This is a genomic window from Aliiroseovarius sp. YM-037, from assembly GCF_048060095.1.
Classification (GTDB): Bacteria; Pseudomonadota; Alphaproteobacteria; order Rhodobacterales; family Rhodobacteraceae; genus JBLUOA01.
This window is the reverse complement of the sequence record NZ_JBLUOA010000010.1, coordinates 25,612-50,883: the sequence shown is the minus strand read 5'-3', so window position 1 is coordinate 50,883 and position 25,272 is coordinate 25,612. Positions and strand designations below refer to the sequence as shown.

Annotated in this window: 21 protein-coding genes; all 21 read right to left on the bottom strand. The window is 58.6% G+C overall.

Annotation, left to right across the window (positions count from 1 at the left end; all coding sequences use genetic code 11):
* Nucleotides 1–731, bottom strand: a 731-nt coding sequence (locus tag ACEWPJ_RS18280; protein WP_416514432.1) for an elongation factor Tu, incomplete at its 3' end; no start/stop codon positions are given.
* Nucleotides 732–773: 42 nt separating this feature from the next.
* Nucleotides 774–2,891, bottom strand: a complete 2,118-nt coding sequence (gene fusA, locus ACEWPJ_RS18275; RefSeq protein ID WP_416514430.1) for an elongation factor G — start codon at nucleotides 2,889–2,891, stop codon at nucleotides 774–776.
* A 24-nt stretch (nucleotides 2,892–2,915) separates the two neighbouring features.
* Nucleotides 2,916–3,386: a 30S ribosomal protein S7 gene (gene rpsG, locus ACEWPJ_RS18270; protein WP_416514428.1), complete on the bottom strand. Its 471-nt coding sequence runs from the start codon at nucleotides 3,384–3,386 to the stop codon at nucleotides 2,916–2,918.
* A 12-nt stretch (nucleotides 3,387–3,398) separates the two neighbouring features.
* On the bottom strand, nucleotides 3,399–3,770 hold the full coding sequence (gene rpsL / locus ACEWPJ_RS18265) for a 30S ribosomal protein S12 (RefSeq protein ID WP_416514426.1): 372 nt from the start codon (nucleotides 3,768–3,770) through the stop codon (nucleotides 3,399–3,401).
* 527 nt (nucleotides 3,771–4,297) lie between these two features.
* Nucleotides 4,298–8,548 carry a DNA-directed RNA polymerase subunit beta' gene (gene rpoC / locus ACEWPJ_RS18260; protein WP_416514424.1) on the bottom strand — a complete coding sequence of 1,417 codons (4,251 nt, stop codon included), beginning with the start codon at nucleotides 8,546–8,548 and terminating at the stop codon, nucleotides 4,298–4,300.
* Between the two features lie 47 nt (nucleotides 8,549–8,595).
* Nucleotides 8,596–12,735 carry a DNA-directed RNA polymerase subunit beta gene (gene rpoB, locus ACEWPJ_RS18255; protein WP_416514422.1) on the bottom strand — a complete coding sequence of 1,380 codons (4,140 nt, stop codon included), beginning with the start codon at nucleotides 12,733–12,735 and terminating at the stop codon, nucleotides 8,596–8,598.
* Nucleotides 12,736–12,983: 248 nt separating this feature from the next.
* On the bottom strand, nucleotides 12,984–13,364 hold the full coding sequence (rplL, locus tag ACEWPJ_RS18250; protein WP_416514420.1) for a 50S ribosomal protein L7/L12: 381 nt from the start codon (nucleotides 13,362–13,364) through the stop codon (nucleotides 12,984–12,986).
* 69 nt (nucleotides 13,365–13,433) lie between these two features.
* Nucleotides 13,434–13,949, bottom strand: a complete 516-nt coding sequence (rplJ, locus tag ACEWPJ_RS18245) for a 50S ribosomal protein L10 (RefSeq protein WP_416514436.1) — start codon at nucleotides 13,947–13,949, stop codon at nucleotides 13,434–13,436.
* A gap of 237 nt (nucleotides 13,950–14,186) precedes the next feature.
* Complete coding sequence (gene rplA / locus ACEWPJ_RS18240) at nucleotides 14,187–14,888, bottom strand: 50S ribosomal protein L1 (RefSeq protein ID WP_416514418.1); 702 nt, start codon at nucleotides 14,886–14,888, stop codon at nucleotides 14,187–14,189.
* Complete coding sequence (gene rplK, locus ACEWPJ_RS18235) at nucleotides 14,888–15,313, bottom strand: 50S ribosomal protein L11 (RefSeq protein ID WP_416514416.1); 426 nt, start codon at nucleotides 15,311–15,313, stop codon at nucleotides 14,888–14,890. The genes rplA and rplK overlap by 1 nt, the downstream gene beginning before the upstream one ends.
* Before the next feature lie 101 nt (nucleotides 15,314–15,414).
* Nucleotides 15,415–15,948 (bottom strand): transcription termination/antitermination protein NusG, encoded by a 534-nt coding sequence (gene nusG / locus ACEWPJ_RS18230; RefSeq protein ID WP_416514414.1) that lies wholly within the window; start codon nucleotides 15,946–15,948, stop codon nucleotides 15,415–15,417.
* 188 nt (nucleotides 15,949–16,136) lie between these two features.
* A complete protein-coding gene (secE, locus tag ACEWPJ_RS18225) occupies nucleotides 16,137–16,334 on the bottom strand; it encodes a preprotein translocase subunit SecE (RefSeq protein ID WP_416514412.1) in 198 nt (65 codons plus the stop codon).
* Nucleotides 16,335–16,444: 110 nt separating this feature from the next.
* Nucleotides 16,445–17,779, bottom strand: a complete 1,335-nt coding sequence (locus ACEWPJ_RS18220; protein WP_416514411.1) for a DUF3179 domain-containing (seleno)protein — start codon at nucleotides 17,777–17,779, stop codon at nucleotides 16,445–16,447.
* Between the two features lie 181 nt (nucleotides 17,780–17,960).
* Nucleotides 17,961–19,061 carry a cis-3-hydroxy-L-proline dehydratase gene (locus ACEWPJ_RS18215; protein ID WP_416514409.1) on the bottom strand — a complete coding sequence of 367 codons (1,101 nt, stop codon included), beginning with the start codon at nucleotides 19,059–19,061 and terminating at the stop codon, nucleotides 17,961–17,963.
* Nucleotides 19,062–19,102: 41 nt separating this feature from the next.
* The gene (locus ACEWPJ_RS18210; RefSeq protein WP_416514408.1) at nucleotides 19,103–19,888 is read right to left on the bottom strand and encodes an SDR family NAD(P)-dependent oxidoreductase; all 786 of its coding nucleotides are present in this window, start codon (nucleotides 19,886–19,888) and stop codon (nucleotides 19,103–19,105) included.
* Complete coding sequence (locus ACEWPJ_RS18205) at nucleotides 19,889–20,581, bottom strand: glutathione S-transferase family protein (protein WP_416514406.1); 693 nt, start codon at nucleotides 20,579–20,581, stop codon at nucleotides 19,889–19,891.
* A 48-nt stretch (nucleotides 20,582–20,629) separates the two neighbouring features.
* Nucleotides 20,630–21,352 carry an amino acid ABC transporter ATP-binding protein gene (locus ACEWPJ_RS18200; protein WP_416514404.1) on the bottom strand — a complete coding sequence of 241 codons (723 nt, stop codon included), beginning with the start codon at nucleotides 21,350–21,352 and terminating at the stop codon, nucleotides 20,630–20,632.
* Nucleotides 21,318–22,031, bottom strand: coding sequence for an amino acid ABC transporter permease (locus ACEWPJ_RS18195; RefSeq protein WP_416514403.1), 714 nt, complete (start codon nucleotides 22,029–22,031; stop codon nucleotides 21,318–21,320). Before ACEWPJ_RS18195 ends, ACEWPJ_RS18200 begins: the two co-directional genes overlap by 35 nt.
* Nucleotides 22,031–22,708: an amino acid ABC transporter permease gene (locus tag ACEWPJ_RS18190; RefSeq protein ID WP_416514402.1), complete on the bottom strand. Its 678-nt coding sequence runs from the start codon at nucleotides 22,706–22,708 to the stop codon at nucleotides 22,031–22,033. Before ACEWPJ_RS18190 ends, ACEWPJ_RS18195 begins: the two co-directional genes overlap by 1 nt.
* 64 nt (nucleotides 22,709–22,772) lie before the next feature.
* A complete protein-coding gene (locus ACEWPJ_RS18185; protein WP_416514400.1) occupies nucleotides 22,773–23,582 on the bottom strand; it encodes a transporter substrate-binding domain-containing protein in 810 nt (269 codons plus the stop codon).
* 158 nt (nucleotides 23,583–23,740) lie between these two features.
* Nucleotides 23,741–25,213, bottom strand: a complete 1,473-nt coding sequence (locus ACEWPJ_RS18180; RefSeq protein WP_416514398.1) for an aldo/keto reductase — start codon at nucleotides 25,211–25,213, stop codon at nucleotides 23,741–23,743.
* Nucleotides 25,214–25,272 lie beyond the last annotated feature (59 nt).

Genomic DNA, 25,272 nt, shown 5'->3' with positions numbered 1-25,272 from the left:
CCGACGATTTCGATCTCGTCGCCAACATTGATCACGCCACGCTCAACACGACCGGTCACAACCGTGCCGCGGCCGGAAATCGAGAACACGTCCTCGATCGGCATCAGGAACGGCTGATCAACCGCACGCTCAGGCTGCGGGATGTATTCGTCCACGGCCTTCATCAGCTCGGCGATCTTTTCAGACCCGATATTGTCGTCGCGGCCTTCCAGAGCGGCCAGGGCCGAGCCTGCGATGATCGGGATATCGTCGCCCGGGTAGTCGTATTCGGTCAGCAGTTCGCGGACTTCCATTTCGACCAGCTCAAGCAGTTCCTCGTCGTCGACCTGGTCGACTTTGTTCAGGAACACGACCATCGACGGGATACCAACCTGGCGGCCCAGCAGAATGTGCTCACGCGTTTGCGGCATCGGGCCGTCGGCGGCGTTCACCACCAGGATCGCGCCGTCCATCTGCGCCGCACCGGTGATCATGTTCTTCACATAGTCAGCGTGGCCGGGGCAGTCGACATGGGCGTAGTGACGGTTTTCCGTCTCATACTCAACATGCGCCGTCGAGATCGTGATCCCGCGGGCCTTCTCTTCCGGCGCGCCGTCAATCTCGTCATACGCCTTGAAATCACCGTATTGCTTCGTGATCGCCGCCGTCAACGTCGTCTTGCCGTGGTCAACGTGACCAATCGTGCCGATGTTGCAATGCGGCTTGCTGCGCTCAAACTTTTCCTTTGCCATGATGGCCTCCTGTTAACTTGGAGCGGTAAGGGGCGCGCCCCTTTACGCGTATTTCGACTGAATTTCGTCAGAGATGTTTTGCGGAACCGGTTCGTAGTGATCGAACTGCATCGTGAAGTTTGCGCGGCCCGAAGACATGGAGCGCAAATTGTTGATGTAGCCGAACATATTTGCCAGCGGCACGAATGCGTCAATCGCGATCGCGTTGCCGCGATTTTCCTGACCCTGCACCTGCCCCCGACGCGATGTCAGATCGCCAATGATGTTACCGGTGTATTCTTCCGGTGTAATCACTTCGACCTTCATGATCGGTTCCAGCAGCTTGGCGCCGGCTTTCTTCATGCCTTCACGCATGCCCATGCGGGCCGCGATTTCAAAGGCCAGAACGCTGGAGTCAACGTCGTGGAACTTACCGTCGATCAGCGCGACCTTGAAGTCGATGACCGGGAAGCCAGCCAGCGGGCCGCTATCCATGACGGAGTTGATGCCTTTTTCGACGCCCGGGATGTATTCCTTCGGCACAGCACCACCAACGATGCGGCTTTCGAATGAATAGCCTTCGCCCGGCTCTGTCGGCGAAATGATCATCTTCACTTCGGCGAACTGACCCGAACCACCCGACTGTTTCTTGTGGGTGTAGGTGTGTTCAACTTCGTGACCGATGGTTTCACGATATGCCACCTGCGGCGCACCGATATTCGCCTCGACCTTGAATTCACGCTTCAGGCGATCCACCAGAATATCGAGGTGAAGTTCGCCCATGCCCTTCATGATGGTCTGACCGGATTCAAGGTCAGTTTCCACGCGGAAGGACGGATCTTCAGCGGCCAGACGGGCCAGACCTTGGCTCATCTTCTCTTGGTCGGCCTTCGTTTTCGGCTCGACCGCGATTTCGATAACCGGATCGGGGAAGGTCATGGTTTCAAGAACCACCGGCTCCCGCTGATCGCACAGGGTGTCACCCGTCGTTGTGTCTTTCAGACCGGCAAGCGCGATGATGTCGCCGGCAAATGCCTCTTCGATCTCTTCGCGGTTGTTGGAGTGCATCATCATCATACGACCGATGCGCTCTTTCTTGCCTTTGGTCGAGTTCAGGATGTTGTCGCCCTTGTTCAGGACACCGGAGTAAATCCGAGTGAACGTCAGCGAGCCAACAAACGGGTCGTTCATGATTTTGAACGCAAGACCAGAGAACGGCATCGAGTCATCCGCGCGGCGCGGGATGTCACGGGTTTCCGTTTCGTCGCCCGGCCTAAAGCCCATGTAATCGACAACGTCCATCGGGGACGGCAGATAGTCGATCACAGCGTTCAGAAGCGGCTGAACACCTTTGTTCTTGAACGCAGAACCACAGAGAACCGGAACGAAGGACAAGCTGAGCGTGCCCTTGCGGATCAGTTTCCGCAGGGTGTCGATGTCAGGCTCTTCCCCTTCGAGGTAGGCTTCCATCACGTCGTCGTCCATTTCGACGGCGGTCTCGATCAACTCAGCGCGCATTTCGGCGGCTTTGTCGGCAAGCTCCGGACGGATGTCGCGTTTTTCCCAGGATGCACCAAGGTCTTCGCCTTGCCAGACCCATTCCTGCATGGTGACGAGATCAACGATGCCCTCAAGCTCGTTCTCCGCACCGATCGGAATCTGAACGGGGGCCGGAATCGCACCGGTCCGGTCTTTGATCATCTTCACGCAGTTGAAGAAGTCTGCGCCGATCTTGTCCATCTTGTTGACGAACACAATACGCGGAACCTTGTAGCGGTCAGCCTGACGCCAAACCGTTTCCGTCTGAGGTTCAACACCCGCGTTCGCATCCAGAACCGCAACCGCACCGTCGAGCACGGCCAGCGAGCGTTCGACTTCGATGGTGAAGTCAACGTGGCCGGGGGTGTCGATGATGTTCATCCGGTGTTTTTCGGAGTCAGGCTCTTCGCCGTTTTCCGTGCGCTCCCAGAACGTGGTTGTTGCAGCGGACGTGATCGTGATGCCACGTTCCTGCTCCTGCTCCATCCAGTCCATCGTAGCCGCACCATCGTGCACCTCACCGATGTTGTGGGATTTGCCGGTGTAAAACAGAATCCGCTCAGAGCAGGTGGTTTTACCTGCGTCGATGTGGGCCATGATCCCGAAGTTACGGTATCGGTCGAGGGGATAGTCGCGTGCCATTGGGCTCGTCCTCAGAGTTTGGTGTTACCAGCGGTAGTGGCTGAACGCTTTGTTGGCGTCGGCCATCTTGTGGGTGTCTTCGCGCTTTTTCACGGCTGTGCCGCGAGAGTTCACTGCGTCGAGCAGTTCACCGGCAAGGCGCTCTTCCATCGTGTGTTCGTTGCGGGCGCGGCTGGCTTTGATCAACCAACGGATCGCAAGCGCTTCGCGGCGCTCTGGACGAACCTCAACCGGCACCTGATAGGTTGCACCACCAACCCGGCGAGAGCGAACCTCAACCGACGGTTTGATATTGTCGAGCGCTTCGTGGAAGACTTCGACCGGGGCGCGCTTCAGCTTGTCTTCAACACGATCAAAAGCGTTGTAAACAATACGCTCAGCAGCGGATTTCTTGCCATCAACCATAAGGTTGTTCATGAATTTGGTCAGGACTGTGTCGCCAAACTTGGCGTCTGGCAGAACTTCGCGTTTTTCGGCGGCGTGACGACGGGACATACGTCTCTCTCCTTACTTCGGACGCTTCGCGCCGTATTTCGAACGGCGTTGCTTACGGTCTTTGACACCTTGGGTATCCAGAACACCACGCAGAATGTGGTAACGGACACCCGGAAGGTCTTTCACACGACCGCCGCGGATCAGGACAACAGAGTGTTCCTGAAGGTTGTGGCTTTCGCCGGGGATATACGAGATCACCTCAAAGCCATTGGTCAGACGGACCTTGGCCACCTTCCGCATAGCAGAGTTCGGTTTCTTCGGCGTCGTTGTATAGACGCGGGTACACACGCCACGTTTCTGCGGGCAACCCTGCAGGTGCATGGACTTAGAGCGTTTTACTTTCGGCTGCCGCGGCTTGCGGATCAGCTGTTGGATCGTTGGCATTCCGGTTCTTTCCCCGTGTTGCAACACATTTCAAATTCTCACAGCGCCACGCGCGTCCGCACAACGCCAAAACCGCAACCGCTCCCGTCACTAGGGAACGACGCGGTGGGTATCCAGAGGATCGGGGCAAACAGGCCCGGATCGTGACCACTTCAGTTCTGATGCAGGCAATACGGGGTCAGACCCCTGCCCAAGTGGGCGCCGTATATGGGGAGTCGCGGGGGTTGTCAACAGCCAGCACCGCTTTAGCGCGGGTATCTTCGGCAGACGGTCGCGCCGCCGTTCGGATGTATAGAAAACCTGTCGTTAGGTGTCACTCGTGTTGGTGGTCTTTCCCAGTCTTTCCTGCGGAAAGATGCCTCCCCTTTCGGCGGGAAACCTGCCTGCCGGGCAGTGGGTTGGGATATTTTTGGAAAATGGTGGGGCGGAGGGAGTGGTTGCGATCAGAGCGCGACAGAAAGTCGGCGCGAAACGAAAAGCCCCGCCATGATGGCGGGGCTTTCTGATCTTTTGAAAGGCCGGAGCTGTTACTCCTCGCGGCTCTCCACGGTGTCGACGATGCCGGCATCGATGACTTCCTCACCGATCACTTCATCCTCAGACGGCGCGGCGAGTGCGGCGGCCGCTTCGGCCTCCGCACGGCGGGCTTCGATCACGACGTTGTCCCGATCCTGCGCAATCTTGCGCACGGACTGGGTCGCGCCGCCTGTCCCGGCTGGGATCAAACGACCGACGATGACGTTTTCCTTCAGGCCGACAAGCTTGTCGCGTTTGCCCTGAACGGACGCCTCGGTCAGCACCCTCGTTGTTTCCTGGAACGAAGCCGCCGAGATAAACGAACGCGTTTGCAGGGACGCCTTGGTGATCCCTAGCAGGATCGGTTCGCCCTTCGCCGGACGCACGCCCTTCTTCTCTGCCTTTTCGTTCGCCAAGTCGAATTCGGCCTTATCGACGTGCTCGCCCTTCAGCAGCGTGGTTTCACCGCTGTCGAGGATCTCCCATTTCTGGAGCATCTGGCGCACGATCACTTCGATATGCTTATCGTTGATCTTCACGCCTTGCAGTCGATAGACGTCCTGCACCTCGTCGATCATGTAGTCGGCAAGCGCCTCTACACCCATGATTGACAAGATGTCATGCGGCGCCGGGTTGCCATCCATGATGTATTCACCCTTCTGGATGAAATCCCCTTCGGCAACAGGAATATGCTTGCCTTTGGGCACCATGTATTCGACCGGTTCCATGCTGTCATCCGCCGGTTCGATCGAGATGCGACGCTTGTTCTTATAGTCGCGCCCGAACCGAACGTAGCCGTCGATTTCAGCGATAATCGCGTGGTCCTTCGGACGCCGCGCCTCGAAGAGTTCGGCCACACGCGGCAGACCACCGGTGATGTCCTTCGTCTTCGTGCCTTCACGCGGGATACGCGCGACGACATCACCGGGCTTGATCTCTTGTCCATCTTCGACGGACAGAATGGCATCCACCGACATAGCATAGGTGACGGGGTTGCCCGCGTCGTTGCGTGCAGGTTCGCCATCCTTGTCGACAACGATGATTTCCGGCTTCAGTTCGTTACCTTTCGGCGCGGCGCGCCAATCGGTCACGATCTTCTGCGTCATACCGGTTGCATCGTCGGTCTCATCCCGAACAGCGATGCCCGAAACCAGATCGACAAACTTCGCGGTGCCGCCTTTTTCGGCGATGATCGGAAGCGTGTAAGGATCCCATTCAAACAGCTTGTCGCCACGAGCCACTTTTTGGCCCGCCTTGACGTGCAGTTTGGAGCCGTAGCCGACCTTGTGCGCGATCCGCTCCTGACCATTTTCGTCGATGATCGCAACCTGCATGTTGCGGCTCATCACGACGAGGTCGCCAGCAGCGTTTTTGAGCACGCTTTCGTCGCGGAACTCAATCGTGCCTTCCTGGCTCGCTTCCTGGAACGATTGCTGGCCACCGGCCTGCGCAACACCACCGATGTGGAACGTCCGCATCGTAAGCTGCGTGCCGGGTTCACCGATTGACTGTGCCGCGATGATGCCGACAGCCTCGCCGGAGTTCACCATCGTGCCGCGGGCAAGGTCGCGCCCGTAACACATCGCGCAAACGCCTTCCTCGGCCTCACAGGTGAGGGGCGAGCGGATGCGCATCGAAACGACACCAGACTCTTCGATCTTGTCAGAGCAGCGTTCGTCGATCAGCTCACCAGCTTTCGCCAGCACTTCCTCAGTCGCCGGGTGGATAACATCGTCAGCCGCCACGCGACCCAGAATCCGCTCAGCCAGCGAAGAAACGACTTCGCCGTCGTTCACCGCAGCCTCAGCGGTGATCGCCTTTTCGGTTCCGCAATCGTGCATACGAACGATGCAATCCTGCGCAACGTCAACCAGACGACGGGTCAGGTAACCCGAGTTCGCGGTTTTCAGCGCCGTATCCGACAGGCCTTTCCGCGCCCCGTGGGTCGAGTTGAAGTATTCAAGAACGGTCAGACCTTCCTTGAAGTTCGAGATGATCGGCGTTTCGATAATCTCACCCGACGGTTTCGCCATCAGACCGCGCATACCACCCAGCTGTTTCATCTGGGTGACAGAGCCACGCGCCCCGGAATGGGCCATCATGTAAACCGAGTTCGGTTCTTCCTCGGCCCCATTTTCGTCTTTCTTGGCCGACGAAATCGCGCCCATCATGGCTTCGGTGACTTTGTCGTTACACTTCGACCACGCGTCGATGACTTTGTTATATTTCTCACCCTGAGTGATCAGGCCGTCCATATACTGCTGTTCAAAGTCCTTCACCTGATCGCGGGTTTCGTCAACGATCGGCCATTTGCCTTCGGGGATGACCATGTCGTCTTTACCGAAGGAAATCCCGGCCTTGAACGCCTCGCGGAAGCCCATCGTCATGATTTGGTCGCAGAAGATCACGGATTCCTTCTGACCGCAGTAGCGGTAGACGGTGTCGATGACCTGCTGAACCTCTTTCTTCCGCAGAAGGCGGTTGACGAGTTCGAACGGTGCTTTCGCGTTTTGCGGCAGAAGCGCGCCAAGGCGGATACGGCCCGGCGTGGTTTCGAACCGCTTCATCACCTCGTTGCCTTCCTCATCAATCTGAGGAAGGCGCGCGGTGATCTTCGCGTGCAAGTGAACTTCGCCGGCGTCGAGCGCGTGCTGCACTTCTTCGACACTGGCGAAGGCCATGCCCTCGCCCTTCATGCCCTCGCGCTCCATCGTGATGTAGTAGAGGCCGAGGATCATGTCTTGTGACGGCACGATGATCGGCGCGCCGTTGGCGGGCGACAGCACGTTGTTCGTCGACATCATCAGAACACGGGCTTCAAGCTGTGCTTCCAGCGACAGCGGAACGTGAACAGCCATTTGGTCGCCGTCAAAGTCGGCGTTGAAGGCCGAACAGACCAGCGGGTGAAGCTGGATCGCTTTACCTTCGATCAGCACAGGTTCAAACGCTTGAATACCAAGTCGGTGCAGCGTCGGCGCCCGGTTCAGCATGACCGGGTGTTCGCGGATCACCTCATCAAGAATGTCCCAAACTTCGGGGCGTTCTTTTTCGACCAGCTTCTTGGCTTGCTTGACGGTGGAAGACAGCCCTTTCGCCTCAAGCCGCGAGTAGATGAACGGCTTGAACAGTTCGAGCGCCATTTTCTTCGGCAAACCACACTGATGCAGTTTCAGCTCAGGCCCGGTCACGATGACCGAACGACCCGAGAAGTCGACGCGTTTCCCCAGAAGGTTCTGACGGAAACGGCCCTGCTTGCCTTTCAGCATGTCAGACAGCGATTTCAGCGGGCGCTTGTTGGCGCCGGTGATCACGCGGCCACGGCGGCCGTTGTCAAACAATGCGTCAACGGATTCCTGCAGCATCCGCTTTTCGTTGCGGACGATGATGTCAGGCGCGCGCAGTTCGATCAGGCGCTTCAGGCGGTTGTTCCGGTTGATAACCCGACGATACAGATCATTGAGGTCGGAGGTCGCAAAACGGCCCCCATCCAGCGGCACCAGCGGGCGCAGTTCGGGCGGGATCACCGGCACGACCGTCATGATCATCCATTCCGGACGGTTGCCAGATTCAAGGAAGCTTTCGACGATCTTCAGACGCTTGATGATCTTTTTCGGTTTCAGTTCCCCGGTTGCTTCGGCCAGATCAGCACGCAGCTGTTCGGCTTCGGCTTCCAGATCAATCTGGCCGAGCATTTCACGGATCGCTTCCGCACCGATATTGGCGGTGAACGCGTCCATGCCATAGGCGTCTTGCGCGTCCATATACTCCTCTTCGGTCATCATTTGACCGTAAGTGAGGTCCGTCAGGCCGGGTTCGATCACGACATAGTTCTCGAAATACAGCACCCGCTCAAGATCGCGCAGCGTCATGTCGAGCATGAGGCCAATCCGGCTGGGAAGCGATTTCAGGAACCAGATATGCGCAACGGGCGCTGCCAGTTCGATGTGACCCATGCGTTCACGACGGACCTTTTGCAGCGTGACTTCGACACCGCATTTCTCGCAGACAACACCACGATATTTCATCCGCTTATATTTGCCGCAGAGACATTCGTAATCTTTGATCGGGCCAAAGATACGGGCGCAGAACAGACCGTCACGCTCGGGCTTGAAGGTCCGGTAGTTGATGGTCTCGGGCTTCTTGATCTCGCCATACGACCACGACAGAATCCGCTCCGGGCTGGCCAGCGACACCTTGATTTCATCAAAGGTCTTAGGGGGCGTCAGCGGGTTGAACGGGTTTGGTGTAAGTTCCTGGTTCATTTTGCGTTCCTTATATCAGGGGAAGGGGAAAGAAGTAGGGCCGCGCCCTACTCCTCACCCTCCGCATCCAGGAGTTCCATGTTGAGGCCGAGGCCCCGGACTTCTTTGACAAGCACGTTGAAGCTTTCCGGCACGCCGGCTTCGAAGTTGTCTTCGCCCTTCACGATGCTCTCATAGACCTTGGTCCGGCCCGCCACGTCGTCCGACTTGACGGTGAGCATTTCTTGCAGGGTGTAGGCCGCGCCATATGCTTCGAGCGCCCAGACTTCCATTTCCCCGAAGCGCTGGCCGCCGAACTGGGCTTTACCACCCAGAGGCTGCTGCGTGACAAGGCTGTAAGGCCCGGTTGACCGTGCGTGGATCTTGTCATCGACAAGGTGGTGCAGTTTCAGCAGGTATTTCACCCCGACCGTAACCGGGCGGCTGAATTGCTCCCCTGTTCGTCCGTCAAACAGCACCGACTGGCCGGATGTGTCAAAGCCTGCACGCTCAAGCGCGGAGTTCACGTCCGCCTCTTTCGCGCCGTCAAAGACCGGCGTTGCGATCGGCACGCCGCGGGTGACGTTTCCGGCCGCTTCGACCAATTGATCCTCGCTCATGCCTTTGATGCCCTCGTCGAAGACGTCATCGCCATAGGCCAGTTTCATCGCCTCTTTGACCGGAGTCAGATCGCCAGACCGGCGGTAATCGCCCAAGGCTTCGTCAATATTGACGCCAAGACCGCGTGCCGCCCAACCCATGTGGGTTTCAAGGATCTGACCGACGTTCATCCGGCTGGGCACGCCCAGCGGGTTCAAACAGAAGTCGACCGGAGTCCCGTCCGCGAGGAACGGCATATCTTCCATCGGCACAACCTTGGAGATCACACCTTTGTTGCCGTGACGGCCAGCCATCTTGTCGCCCGGTTGCAGCTTGCGCTTCACCGCAACGAAGACTTTGACCATCTTCATGACGCCCGGCGGCAGGTCGTCGCCACGACGGACCTTTTCGACCTTGTCTTCGAACCGCGCTTCAAGCGTGCGCTTCTGCGCTTCGTATTGCTCGTTCAGCGCTTCGACGATCTTCGCGTCTTCCTCTTCAGCGAGGGCGAGCTGCCACCACTGACCACGGCTGAGCGTTTCAAGCAGCTCTTCCGTGATTTCGGATTTCGGCTTCACGCCTTTCGGTCCTTTGACGGCTGTTTTGCCAAGGATCAGCGATTTCAGACGCGCGTAGATGTTGCGATCAAGGATCGCAAGCTCATCGTCCCGGTCACGGGCGAGGCGTTCAACCTCTTCCCGCTCGATCTGAAGCGCACGTTCGTCTTTTTCGACGCCGTGACGGTTGAACACGCGAACTTCGACAACGGTGCCGAAATCACCTGGTTTCACCCGCAGCGAGGTATCGCGCACATCCGACGCTTTCTCACCAAAGATGGCGCGGAGCAGTTTTTCCTCCGGCGTCATCGGGCTTTCGCCCTTCGGTGTGATCTTACCGACGAGGATATCGCCCGGCTCAACATCGGCGCCGATGTAAACGATGCCAGCCTCATCGAGGTTGCGCAGCGCTTCTTCACCGACGTTCGGGATGTCGCGGGTGATTTCTTCCGGCCCAAGCTTGGTGTCACGGGCGGCGACTTCGAATTCCTCAATGTGGATCGAGGTAAAGACATCGTCACGCGCGATCCGCTCGGAAATCAGGATCGAGTCCTCGTAGTTGTAGCCATTCCACGGCATGAAGGCGACGACGACGTTCTTGCCGAGCGCCAGTTCACCCATGTCGGTGGACGGACCGTCTGCCAGAACTTCGCCTTTTTGAACCGTGTCACCCACCTTCACCAGCGGACGCTGGTTGATACAGGTGTTCTGGTTCGACCGCTGGAACTTGCGCATCCGGTAGATGTCAACGCCAGCGTCGCCCAGTTCGAGGTCTTCGGTCGCACGCACAACGATACGGGCCGCATCGACTTGGTCGATGACGCCTGCGCGTTTCGCCATGATAGACGCACCAGAGTCCCGTGCGACGACTTCTTCGATACCGGTCCCGACCAGCGGAGCCTCTGCTTGCAGCAGCGGCACGGCCTGACGTTGCATGTTGGACCCCATAAGCGCCCGGTTCGCGTCGTCGTTTTCAAGGAACGGGATCAGCGATGCCGCAACCGACACAAGCTGTTTCGGCGAAACGTCGATCAGATCGACAGTTTCGTTCGGTGCCAGCATGTAGTCGCCCGACCGGCGGGTCGACACGAGGTCATTCACGAACTTGCCTTTTTCGTCGAGGTTGGCGTTGGCCTGCGCGACGGTGTGGCGCATTTCTTCGGTCGCGGACATGTATTGCACTTCGTCCGTGACCTGACCGTTCTCGACCTTCCGGTATGGCGTTTCGATAAAGCCGTATTTGTTCACGCGGGCAAAGGTGGCCAGCGAGTTTATCAGACCGATGTTCGGCCCTTCCGGCGTTTCAATCGGGCACATCCGGCCATAGTGGGTCGGGTGAACGTCACGCACCTCAAACCCGGCACGTTCGCGGGTCAGACCGCCCGGCCCAAGCGCCGACAGGCGGCGTTTGTGGGTGACTTCCGACAGCGGGTTCGTCTGGTCCATGAACTGCGACAGTTGCGAAGAGCCGAAGAATTCACGCACAGCTGCCGCAGCAGGCTTCGCGTTGATAAGATCTTGCGGCATCACGGTGTCGATTTCGACGGAGGACATACGTTCTTTGATCGCGCGTTCCATGCGCAGCAGACCCACGCGATACTGGTTCTCCATCAACTCACCCACAGACCGCACGCGGCGGTTACCGAGGTGGTCGATGTCGTCGATGTCGCCCTTGCCGTCACGCAGTTCGACAAGCGCCTTGATGCAGGCAACAATGTCTTCCTTGCGCAGCGTGCGCTGGGTGTCAGCGGCATCCAGATCAAGACGCATGTTCATCTTCACGCGGCCAACAGCGGACAGGTCATACCGCTCGCTGTCAAAGAACAGCGTGTCGAACAGGGCCGAGGCCGCTTCGACGGTGGGCGGCTCGCCCGGACGCATAACGCGGTAGATGTCCATCAGCGCGGTGTCGCGACCCATGTTCTTGTCCGCCGCCATCGTGTTGCGGATGTAAGGGCCGACATTGACGTTATCGATGTCGAGGATCGGAATCTCGGTCACGCCGGCTTCCATCAGCTCTTGCAGCGAACCGCCAGTGATGTTGCCTTCTTTGTCCTTTTCAAGCGTCAGCTCATCGCCCGCTTCGACATAGATCGCGCCGGTTTCTTCGTTGATGATGTCTTTCGCGACAAAGCGCCCGACGATCTGCTCATAAGGCAGCAGCAGGTCCGTAACCTTGCCATCGTCGATCAGTTTCTTGACCGCGCGCGGGGTCATTTTCTTGCCAGCTTCACCGATCACTTCGCCGGTCTTGGCGTCAACCAGATCATATGCAGGACGCGTCCCCCGAACGCGCTCAGGGAAGAACTTGGTGACCCAGCCCTTGTCTTTCTTGCGATACTTGTAGCTGACGGTGTCGTAATAGGCATCCATGATGCCTTCCTGATCCAGCCCCAGCGCATAGAGAAGCGTGGTCACAGGCAGCTTACGACGACGGTCGATCCGGGCGAACACGATGTCTTTCGCATCGAATTCAAAATCGAGCCACGATCCGCGATACGGGATGATCCGGCAGGCAAACAGCAGTTTGCCCGACGCATGGGTCTTACCCTTGTCGTGGTCGAAGAACACACCGGGCGAGCGGTGCATTTGCGATACGATCACCCGCTCCGTGCCGTTCACGATGAACGTGCCGTTCGGCGTCATCAGTGGCATATCGCCCATGAACACGTCTTGTTCCTTGATATCCTTAACGGATTTCGCGCCGGTGTCTTCGTCGACATCAAACACGATCAGGCGCAGCGTGACCTTCAGCGGGGCGCTGTAGGTCATGTCGCGTTGCTGACATTCCTCAACATCGTATTTTGGCTTCTCAAGCTCATACTTCACGAATTCCAGAACGGAGGTTTCGTTGAAGTCCTTGATTGGGAAGACAGATTGGAAAACGCCGTTGATCCCCTCGCCGTCCATCACTTCCGGCTGGTCGCCGGATTTCAGGAACAGGTCGTAAGAGGATTTCTGAACCTCAATGAGGTTCGGCATTTCGAGAACTTCACGGATTTTACCAAAATACTTGCGAAGCCGTTTTTGGCCGAGGTAGGTCTGAGCCATGCGCGTGGTCACCTTCTTTTTTCGCGGGCACGGAGGATGTCGGGGTCACACACCCGTGCCGCACACGAAATGATGGGGTTCGGACCAATTCCCGCAAACCGTCCCACCGGCCTGCTCCCGATCCGTTGAACCTCACCTTGGAAAAGCCCCGCCCGATGTGGGCCTTTCCAAGACGGGTTCGGCTGGACCCGGATTTCACCGGGTCCAGCCAATTCATATGGTGCAGAGGGTCAGCGCCCCCTGCCCGATTACTTGAGCTCGACTTCCGCGCCAGCTGCTTCCAGCTTGCCCTTGATGTCTTCGGCTTCGTCTTTCGACACGCCTTCTTTGACGGCTTTGCCGCCAGCTTCGACCAGCTCTTTTGCTTCTTTGAGGCCCAGCCCAGTGATGCCGCGGACTTCTTTGATGACGTTGATCTTGGAAGCCCCTGCGGACTTCAGGATCACGTCGAACTCGGTCTTTTCTTCTTCTGCTGCACCAGCGTCGCCGCCAGCTGCACCAGCTACCATCACAGCGCCACCAGCGGCGGGCTCGATGCCATACTCATCTTTGAGGATGGTTTTCAGTTCTTGTGCTTCGAGAAGGGTCAGACCCACGATCTCTTCTGCAAGTTTTTTCAGATCAGCCATTGTACTGTTTCCGTTTCTGTCATGTGTTCCAACGTGTTGGGGATATCCCTACGTCGGTCTCTTGATTGCTTAAGCCGCAGCTTTGTCCTCGATAGTGGACAAAATGCTCGCGATGTTGCTTGCAGGTGCGCCAATGGCCCCCGCGATGTTCGAAGCAGGTGCGCCAATCATGCCAGCGATCTGAGCAAGAAGCTCTTCGCGCGACGGCATTTTCGACACGGCCTCTACACCGGCACGGTCCAAAGCCGTTTCGCCCATAGCACCACCAAGGATTTCCAACTTCTTGTTGTCCTTGGCGAAACCTTCGGCGACCTTGGCTGCTGCCACAGGGTCTTCCGAATAGGCGAGAACGGTCATACCCGTCAGATAGTCAGCAATGCTTGCGCAGGGCTTCCCGTCCAGGGCGATCTTGGCGAGCCTGTTCTTGGCAACGCGAACAGACCCACCCGCTTCACGCATGCGTGCGCGCAGGTCCTGCATCTCAGCAACCGTGAGACCTTCGTAGTGGGCAACCACAACGACGCCAGAGCTTTCAAAGATCTGGCCGAGTTCGTCGACCACTTTCTCTTTTTGTGCTCTATCCACAGTTTCACTCCAAATTTGGGGGTTTCCCCCCGGCTCAGTTTGACCCTCGAAAGGGCCGTTCGGGTCCAATTTCAGGGTCCCGAGGCCAAATCGCCCGAGGGTCAGGCCCTCGTTAGAAAATCTCTCGTTCCCCATCTCAGGAAGGAATTATGAAGCGGATGCTTCACCCTCCGTCTCGGACAGGACGGGGCCAGTTGGCGGCCCCGCCATTCGCCCCGGTTTCCCGGGGCAAATCTCTTACTCGGCAGCCGTGGCGGAATCCACGTCAACTGTTACGCCCGGCCCCATGGTGGAGCTGACGGCGATCTTTTTCATGTAGGAACCTTTGGCTCCTGTCGGTTTGGCTTTGGCCACCGCGTCAACGAATGCGCGAATGTTGGCGACCAGTTCTTTTTCGCCAAACGATGCCTTGCCGACGCCAGCGTGCACGACGCCAGCCTTTTCGACCTTGAACTGCACTTCACCGCCTTTGGCGGCTTCGACAGCTTCTTTCACGTCCATCGTCACCGTGCCGATTTTCGGGTTCGGCATCAGGTTCCGCGGGCCAAGCACTTTACCAAGACGACCGACAATCGGCATCATGTCCGGCGTGGCGATGCAGCGATCAAACTCGATCTTGCCGCCCTGAACGGTTTCCATCAGGTCTTCGGCGCCAACGATGTCAGCGCCTGCGGCCTTAGCTTCGTCCGCCTTGTCGCCACGCGCAAACACAGCAACACGCATCGTTTTGCCTGTGCCATTCGGCAGCGCAACCTTGCCACGGACCATCTGGTCAGCGTGGCGCGGGTCAACACCGAGGTTCACTGCGATTTCGACGGTCTCATCGAATTTCGCTTTTGCATTGCCTTTAACCAGCGACACAGCCTCTTCGACGGTGACGTTCTGTTTGCCGGCGAAAGCCTCGCGTGCGGCGCGGGTCCGTTTACCAAGCTTTGCCATTACTTCACCTCGATGCCCATGGAACGCGCAGAACCGAGGACGATTTTCATCGCGCCTTCGATATCCGTTGCGTTCAGGTCTTTCATCTTTGCTTCGGCGATTTCCTTGACCTGCTTCGTGGTCACGGTGCCGACAGTTTCACGGCCCGGCGTGTTCGCGCCGGATTTCAGCTTGGCCGCTTTCTTCAGGAAGTAAGACGCGGGGGGCGTCTTGATGTCCATCGTGAAGGACTTGTCCTGGTAATAGGTAATCACGGTCGGGCACGGTGCGCCGGCCTCAAGCTCCTGCGTCTTGGCGTTGAACGCCTTGCAGAATTCCATGATGTTGATCCCACGCTGACCGAGGGCTGGACCCACGGGCGGCGACGGGTTGGCTTGACCTGCAGGAACCTGCAGCTTCATCGTGCCAGCTACTTTCTTGGCCATCTGGCCTCTCCTTCTTTCAACTCCCCCAATGACGCGTCACCGGGGCCTTGGTTGTGTGGTCCGGTTTGACAGGCGCGCCTGTCTCCCCTCCCACAATCGCGTCAGGCGTCTTTCGTCACCTGCGTGAATTCCAGTTCGACCGGGGTCGCCCGGCCAAAGATCGATACCGTGACTTTGAGACGGTTGTTGTCTTCGTCCACATCCTCGACCATGCCGTCGAAGCCTTCGAACGGGCCGTCCGTGACCTGAACCTTTTCACCGATATCGAAGTGGATCAGGGTGCGCGGAGCCTCCTGCCCCTCTTCGACGCGGTTCAGGATTTGGTTGACCTCTGCATCGCGCATCGGCATCGGGCGGCCTTGCGGACCCAAAAATCCAGTGACGCGGTTGATTGAGTTAATCAGGTGGTAACCCTGATCCGACATTTCCATCCGCACGAGAACATAGCCCGGCATAAAGCGGCGCTCCGCGGTCACTTTCTTGCCCCGGCGCACCTCGATGACCTCTTCGGTCGGCACCAGCACTTCTTCGATTTCTTCTTCAAGGCCGGCTTCGACGACCGAATGCTTGATCTGCTCGGCGATTTTTTTCTCGAAGTTCGAGAGAACGCTCACCGAATACCACCGCTTCGCCATCGTGCCTATTGCCTCGCATCAACCGGAGCATTAACGCCGGTAAGTCAATCTTTTCATGCGGTTAAACCGCTCTCGCCAGAACAAAAAACAGCGCGCAACACGAATCGATGCACGCCTGTTCTGAATGTGCTGCCCGCTCTACCGCCGAAATCAAGCACTTTCAAGTGTATAAGCGCCGAAATTTCGGATTAGCCAACGACCTGAAACAGCCCCTGAAGTCCCGTCCGGATCACCAAATCGACGAGGAAAAAGAAGATCGCCGTCAACGTGGCCATGACGAATACCATACCGGTCGTCAGCAACACTTCGCGACGCGAGGGCCAGACGACCTTCGACACTTCGGACCGAACCTGCTGCACAAACTGGGCTGGATTTGTTTTCGCCATGAATGAATCCCTTTCGCGGAATGTGTGGCAGATACTCTCTCAACGCCGGGATTTCAACCACCAGAATTGAGAAGCTGATTTTCGGCCATTTCCAACGGCGAAAAATCTGCCTACCCCATCCAGAGTTCCGTTTGAGGATGGAATTGTGACCACGCAAACCAAAACGCCTGATGGCTGCCAAGATCTGCGCCATCTGCATCGACCGCTCTTATGCCGCCAGCATCCAGTTCCAAGCGGATATTCTCAAATGCTATCTCTTCACCCCTCGTCAGTGCCACCAGCGCTTTACTCCGCTGAAACGCCACCGGCGTCCCCGACGCCGAGATCACGCCGATAATGTCCTCATGAACCGGCAGGCGCGGATCGACATCACCGATCGGAAATATCGGCCCGTCGGCATCGCGGCCATTGCGAAAATCGGGATTGCGACCAAGCGCCAACGCCTCGACCAGTACCGTCGTCTCGGGATGCTCTCGCTTCCACGTGCCCCAATCGGTCGTCACAACAGTCGCTTGCTCAAGTTGCAGGTTCTTTTCCGCCAGTGGGCCGGTTACTGCTTTGCCCAAGAACGTATCAAACACCGAATACGTCCTGATGTCATACATCACCTTATTGGACCGAATGAGCAGCCCTGACGTGCGCAGGATGGGTCGGTCAATTCCTTCCGGCAGGCCATCGGTAAAATATGCCTGCGCCGCGCCGCACAACGTGCAGTAGGGGATGCCGAGGTCTCGTCCGCCCAATGTATCATTCACCATCTCGCGGACTTCCATAATGCGTCGCGGATAGGCTCGATGTTCGCCGTTCACCTCAATTCCAAAAACGATATCATCGTCGGCAGGCCACTCGGCATCCTCGGCGCTGACGACCTCGGGATTGTCCGCTGCGGGAATGCAATTGCACGGTTGATCCGTCGTATCGTAAGCCCGGCCGTCAATCAGCACGCCGCCCCAGGAAACGAGCCTCCAATCAATATCGCCTTCGACAAAAATCTGTTCCCAACCGGGGATGATATTCGTGAAAATAGCCCGCTTCACCTCAAGATAATCGGGGGGCGCCGGAATATCCCACGCGATGAGGTGATCGGTCATATCGCCCCACGGGGTCCGAGTTTGAAAATTCCGATCCAGCAATTCCGAGGCTGCACTGGCAAGTTGCAGGCTCATCTCACGGCCCGTGGCGAAGCGCATCAGGTCGCTGATGATCCAGACCAACCGAGGGTCGTTTGACGCGGCGATCTCGGCCAAGGCCAATGTCTGGTCCTGCCCCCAAATCCCCTGCGTCGTAGGTTCGACAAAAGCCACCTGCACGGCGGATCGCAATGCATCGGGCAGCGGACCCACCGGAACGGCGGGAGGCTCGCCATATTCCTCAATCACATAGTCGGGCAACTGGACCGCGTCCTGCGCGTGCACCGCCGCAGCGCAAAACACAGAAAGCGCCACCAACGACGCGACTAGGAAGAAACGTGTCCGAGAACCAATTGCCGATACCATGAATGCGCCTTTCGCGTGCTGCTCCGCAAATCATAGAGCCACAGCGCGCCACGTCGCGAATCACAACTTCATCAGCGGTGGGTGATCAGGCGAATGACGAAAGTCTCGTGTCGCTGCTGCGCGGCGGCCCTCAGACAACTAGAACGGGATCGCCCAAGGCGGCCATGATCGGCGTCACGCCAAGCCCCGGCGCGTCAGAGGCTTTCATCGTTCCGTTCACCCGCTTCGGTGCGCCCTCGGCGATGTCGACCGTGCCGTAGGAGTTAAAGTCCGTGGCCGAGAACGAAAACTCCTCTGGCGTGGATTGTGCCAGATGGGCGATGGTCGCGGTGACGATGTCGCCGCCCCACGTATCCTCAATGGTCATTGGAATACCCGACTGAACGCAAAGATCGCGCATCAGGCGCGCCTTGGTCAGCCCGCCCACTTTCGAGATTTTCAGATTGATGACGTCCATCGCCCCGTCGGCGAGGCCGCGGGTCAGGTCACCGACGCCGCCGATGACTTCATCAAGCACGAAGGGCAACGTGGTGCGCCGCCGCGTGACAAGGCATTCTTCGTATGTCGGACAGGGCTGTTCGATATAGACATCAACGTCACGCACGGCGTTCACGACGCGGGCGGCCTCGTGCATCGTCCAGCCAGTATTCGCGTCGGCGACGAGCACGTCGCCGGGACGCATCTCAGCCGCACTAAGGCGAATGCGCTCAATATCGCTGTCGGCATCGGCCCCAACCTTCAGTTGGAACTTGGTGTATCCCTCGTCGCGATACCCCGCGACGTTAGCGGCCATTGCCTTAGGTTCGATCTGCGAAATCGCGCGGTAAAGCTGGATGTCGTCCTGCGCCTTGCCGCCCAGCAGTTGATAGACTGGCAGGCCGGTGGCTTGTCCCAAAATATCCCAGCATGCGACGTCGATCGCCGCCTTGATATAGGGATGGCCGCGAAGGCTCTCGTCCATAGCGCGGTTCAGAACATCAAGGGCGCGAGGGTCGAGCCTGATGACGCTCGGTGCCAATTCCATCAAACCGGACCGCACGCCAAGCGCATAAGCCGGCAGATAGGCACTGCCAAGCGGGCAGCACTCGCCATAGCCGGTGATCCCTGCATCAGTTTCAACCGCAACCACGGTTGAATCGAACACCTCAACGAAATTGCCGTTCGACCAGCTATAGCGGCCTTCTTTCAGCGGAAGATCGACCTGATACGCTTTGATGGATGTGATTTTCATGGCGTGTCTATTCCTGTTCGTTCGCCCAACTGGTGGGCGGTTTAGCGCAATTCCAGCAGACCTCCGTCAACCGGAATGATCTGGCCGGTCATCCAGCCTGCCCGATCTGAACAAAGGAACGTGACCAGATCGGCAATCTCGGCGGTGGTGCCCCAGCGTTTCAGCGGGTAGCGGTCGATCACAGCCTCTAGCAGCGTCTCAAACTCTGCGTCATCCTCGGCGCGGGCGCGGAAGTGGGATTCAGACAGCGGTGTGCGCACGGCACCGGGGGCCACGGCGTTCACCCGGATGTTCTGATCCGCATAATCCGCAGCCATCTGCCGGGTCAGCGCCACAACCGCACCTTTCGAGGCGGAGTAGGCCGCGATCCCTTTCATCCCGGCAAGCGCGACCGTTGACGCCGTAAATACAATCGCCCCGCCCCCGCCATCGATCATATGTGGCAAGGCGGCCCGCGCGGTCAAGAACGCGCCGGTGGCGTTGGTGGACATGACCCTGGTCCAATCCTCAAGGCTAAGCGTCAGGGCCGATCCTTCGGCCATGATCCCGGCATTTGCAGCCAGCGCATCGATCTGGCCCGTCCACGAAATAGCGTCGTCGACCATCGCTTGAACAGAAGGTTCATCCGCGACGTCAACCTCCACCGCGCGAGCATGGCCTCCGTCCTTGATGATAGTCGCGGCAACCTTTTCCGCCCCGGCCCGGTTGATGTCAGCGCAAAGAACCGCGCGGCCCTCAGCGGCGAAATGGTCGGCAATGCTGCGCCCGATCCCTGACGCCGCCCCGGTGACGATGGCTGTGGTGCCAATATGCGTGTCGGGTGCCATTCAGTCCGGGTCCGGCGCGAAGATTTGCGGGTAGAGGTGGCGCATCGCCTCCTCATCAAACTCGACCTTGAAGGCGTGCTGATCCTTTAGCGCCACGGCGCGGATGGCGGCGGGGCGGGCGTCAATCCCTGCCACAAGCCGGGCAAGGTTCGGGTAAGCGTCCATCGCATCGTCCTTGCCCAGCATGAACGGAATACGCCCCGCCCAGCCCCAGACGGCCATATCGACGATCGTATAGGCATCGCCCAGCATATAGGGCTGCTGTGCAAGGCGGTCGTCAACGATCTGCCAGTGGCGCCGCGCCTCATAGTCATAACGCTTGCGGGCGTAAGGGTGATCGCCCGGCGCGAAGTTGCGGAAATGCACGGCTTGGCCAGAGAATGGACCGACGCCGGTAGCGACAAACATCAACCAAGACAGCAACTCTCCCCTCGCCGTCGGGCTTTCGGGCGGCAGGAACTGCCCGGTCTTTTCAGCGAGATAAAGCAGGATGGCGTTGCTGTCGAAAACCACCGTGCCGTCGTCATCAATCGCCGGAGCCTTCGCATTCGGGTTGATCGCAACATAGCCGGGGCTGTGCTGATCGCCGCGCCGGGTGTCGATGGGGACAGGGGTGTAATCAAGCCCGGTCTCTTCAAGAAACAGCGCGACCTTCAGGGGGTTCGGGGCGGCGTTGTAGTAGAATTTCAGCACGGTCCGGCTCCTTCCAAGGATTGGTTCGGGCGCATGACCGCCGCCCGCCTAGTGCCGCAGGATTTTGCTAAAGAAATCGCGGGCGCGGTCTGTCTTTGGGGTCTCGAACAATGCCTGCGGCGTGCCGCTTTCAATCACCTCGCCGTGGTCCATGAAGATGACCTTGTTCGCGACCTCGCGCACGAACCCCATTTCGTGGCTGACGATAATCATCGTCATCCCTTCGTCGGCCAGCTTGCGCACCGCGTCCAGAACTTCGTTTACCAGTTCCGGGTCAAGCGCCGAGGTCACTTCGTCAAGCAGCAGAATCTGCGGTTTCAGCGCCAGCGCTCGCGCCAACGCGACCCTCTGTTGCTGCCCGCCCGACAGTTCGTCGGAAAAGGCGTCGTGCTTCGCCGCAAGGCCGACAAGGCCAAGCAGGCGCTTGGCTTCTGCCGTCACCTCATCCTTCGGCCAGCGTTTGATCTTTAGCGGGGCCAAAGTGACGTTCTGCATCACCGTCATGTTCTGAAACAGATTATATTGCTGAAACACGATCGCCATGCGGTCGCGCGCCTCACGGACCGACCGAGCACTGGAATAGTCCATCTTCTCGCCCGCGATCTCAACATCTCCGCCGGTGATCGGGGTCAGACCCATCAGCGCCCGCAGAACCGTCGATTTCCCAGACCCCGACGGCCCGACGAGCGAGACAATCTCGCCCGCCTCAATCGTAAAGGAGATTCCGTGCAGAACCTCAAGTGCGCCGTATTTTGCGCGCACGTCGTTCACCGCGAGGTGTGGCAAGACGTTTCTCCAGATGTTGGCCCAAAAGGCTGAGCGGGAAAGACAGAAGGAAATAGCACATGGCAATCGTGCCGAAGACAAGGATACCGGAATACCCCTGATTGTTCAGTTCCTTGCCGCGAAAGGTCAGCTCAAACACCCCGACCTGACTGACCAGCGCTGTGTCCTTGATGAACGACACGGCAAAGGCGATGGCGGGCGGAATGATGACGGGCCACGCCTGCGGCAGAACCACCTTCAGCATCGTTTGCAGCCGCGACATATTCATCGCCTCGGCGGCTTCGACCTGGGTATGGGGAACGGATTCAATGCCGCCCCGGATGATGTCGGCGGTGTAGGCCACCGCGTATAGGCAGATCGCGATGACAGCTATTGTGAACAGCGACGCATTTGGCGTGACGGCCTGAATGAAAAACAGGACAAGGTAGATCACCACAATGAACGGGATACGGCGAAAAATCTCGACGTAAGAAATCGCGAGCCAACGCAGCGGCAGCGCCCACAGCCCCGGCGTTTTGCGCAGATAGACCAGGATAAAGGCAAGGCCAAACCCGATCAGACAGCCGACTAGCGTCATGGCAAGGGTCAGGCCCGCGGCCTCAAGCAACAGCGACAGATTGGCGGCGCTAAAGAAACGCGGGATCTGTTCCAGTATCCGCTCCATCAGAAGATCCTAGCCTTAACGCGGAACGCCCAGCGCCCCAGCAGCGCGAGGCCAATGCTCGCGATGAAGGTCAGAACGACATACATCCCCGCCGCCACGGTGAAGTATTCCAGCCAGCGATAGTTTACCGTCGACAGGTTGATCGCTTGACCGGTCAGTTCGTCCACCCCGATCAGCGCACCGAGAGAGGTGCCCATGACCAGAACGACGATGAAGAAGTTCGCGAGCGCCGGATAGATCGACTTCGCGATATGCGGCACGATGATGTAGCGCACCTGCTGGATCAGCGACATGCCGAGGGTCTGGCCCGCCTCGATCTCGGGCAAGCGCACGGACAAGAATCCCGCCCGCAGGATCAGGGTCAGATAAGCGCCCGCGTTCAGGATCAGCCCGATCAAAACGCAGGTTACGTTCGACCAGCGAACGCCGACCTCTGGCAGACCGAAATAAAGGAAGTAAACTTGGATCAACGCCGGCGTGTTGGTGATGAAAACCACGTAGCAATCAACAAGAAACCGAACCGGCTTGGGGCCGTAGGTCTTTAGCGTGGCCCCGACCAGCCCGATCAGCACGCCACCCACAAAGGCGAACACGCCCAGTTGAAACGTCAGCAAAGCCCCTTGAAACAGGGCATCAAGATTGTCCCAGACGACCCCGAAATGAAATCTGTAGTCCATATATACCGCGCGACTGGGATGGGTCGCCGCGACAGATGCGCGGCGGACCCGATAACGTCAGAGATCAGAAGTAGGGAACAGGGTCCACGGTGCGCAGCATCGGCGCGCCATAGTGCTTTTCCCAAGTCTCGTTCACCATGCCTGACGAATGCAGGCTGTATAGCGCGATATTCAGCACTTCGGTCAGGTTTTCGTTGCCCTGACTGACGCCAATGGCGCAATAGGCGACGAAAATCGGATTCTCGACCACGCGCCAGTTTACGTCGGGATAGTTCTCGGTGAAGGCCATGAAGAAGTCGATATTCTCGACAATCGCGTCGGCCCGACCCTGCCCGACAAGGCGGACAGTGTCAGCCAGCGTGTCGACCAATTCAAGGTTGGCGTCCGGCATGTTTTCACCGATCCAGTCGACGGTCCAGTTGCCGCGCATGTTGGCAAGCGTCACGTCTGCGGTGTTGAAGTCTTCCCAGCTATCGCCTGCGACCTCTTCGGTGGTCAGAACGGCGAGAACCTCGGTATGCAGCGGCACGGTGTAGTCGATCAGCTTCGCCCGCTCGGTATTCCGCGTCAGCGCGCCAAGCGAAATGTCGATCCGGTCAGATACCAGAAACGGCACCCGCTGCGGAGTTTCGGTCGGCACCCACTCGACTTCGACGCCAATGGCGGCGGCCAGTGCATTGCCAACGTCGATGTCAAAGCCTTCCCAATCGCCCGCATCGTTCCGGGTGCTCATGTTGGGGAAGTTCGGGTTGATTCCAATGCGAATTTTGCCGTCGGAAAGAATGTCATCAAGGCTTTTCGCCTCAACGCTGGTTGACGCCATCGCAGCAAGCGCAAGCCCCGTGATCCCAGCCAGAAAATGTCTTTTCAGCATATGTCGTACTCCCATGTCGTGCGGTCCGGTGCGGACCCTTTTGAAACTTTGTTTGCAGGTCTTCCGCCTGATTTGTGCGCAAAACGAACTTTTGTGCGCATTTAACGTCGGTCAGAATTGATTTTCTGTCAATGCAATTCTCCGAGCGCCTCGCGGGATCAATCGGATGGGATTTCCGCTTCGGCTTCGATCTCAACCGCGTAGGGGCCGATCAGTTCGATACCGGCGATCAGCGTATTGGCAGGCCGTGTTGCCCCGAAATAGCGGGCATGAACGGCTGACACGGCCTCCCAGTCCGCGGCGTTCCGCAGGTAGATGCGCGTGCGGACAACATCCGCCGCCCCACCACCGAGAGAGCTCATGGCAGCCAGAATCTTGTCCAACGCATAGACCGCCTGCCCTTCGGCATCGCCGCTGCAAACCGCCTGCCCATCAGGTGCGGTCGCCGTCGTGCCGCTGACCACGATGCGATTACCGGTGCGCACGGCCCGCGAAAATCCGGCCTTTTCCTCCCAGATGGATTGGCTTTCGGCCCGCGTGCGATCTGGCCGTTCGGGAACGGGCGACACCGCAAAAACCGGCGGCAAGGCGTCAAGGTGGTGGCTAAGGTCGCCGGATGCGGTGAGGAACGGCGGCTTGCGATATTCGTCGCCACAATCGCCGGGGATTGGGGTGAGCTGCGCCAACGCCTCCGAAAGCTGGGCACGGTCTTCGGCGTCGAAGGTCACACCAAGCGCTCGCAGATTGTCGGCCCGATGCTCGCCTTCGCCCAAGCGCGCGCCAATGATCGTGGCGCGCACGGCTTCATGGCTGAGAACCCAGACCGACGCCACGTTCGACACCGAAACCCGATGCTTTGCCGCGATATCGGATAGGGTGGCCATCAACGTCTGAAACTGCGCCCAACCGCCGCCCGCGTCGATGAAGCGCTTGTATTTCATCCGGCTCCAATCCGGGATGTCCGCAGGCTCCTTTGCCCCGACCCATTTGTCCGACAGAAATCCGCCGCCGAGCGTGCCGAACGCCAAAAGCGCCACGTCATGCGCTTTGGCCACGGCGGAAAGGTCCGCAGCCGCCCGCCGATCCAGCAACGAAAAGCACACCTGGTTTGACGCGATCTCGATCCCGTTCTTGATGACCATCCGAAGATGCGCCGCATCGAAATTCGTCAACCCGATTTCGCGGATCAGCCCCTCTTCCCGCAGGCGCATCAACTGTTCAAGCGCGTCAAGGTATTCCGGCGATTCATAGCGCCACCAGTGGAATTGCATCACGTCGACCGACGGCACTTGCAGTCGCTCCAGCGCGGTTTCGACACCTGCCCGCACAACGTCGGCGGTCATGTCGCCCGGAGGCGGGCACCACTTCGTCAGGATCGTCGGAGGCACCTCGCCCGCCTCTCGCATCGCCTTGTGAACCATGCCCGCGACAATCTCGGCGCTGCCGTAGTGGTCGGCCATGTCGAACGTGTCGAACCCGGCACGTGCATACGCCAAAAGCGCCTCAGCCGCGCCATCAAGGTCAAAGGGCTTTCCGTCGCGTTCCTGATCGGCCATCTGCCATAGGCCGGTGATCAGCCGCCGGATCGGAACCCCCCGGCCCAAAGTGGCGCGATGCGGTTCTGCTGTCATTTGACTCTCCCATTTGCGAACAGTTGTGCGCATAATGAACGCAGGTTCAACAAGTTCTT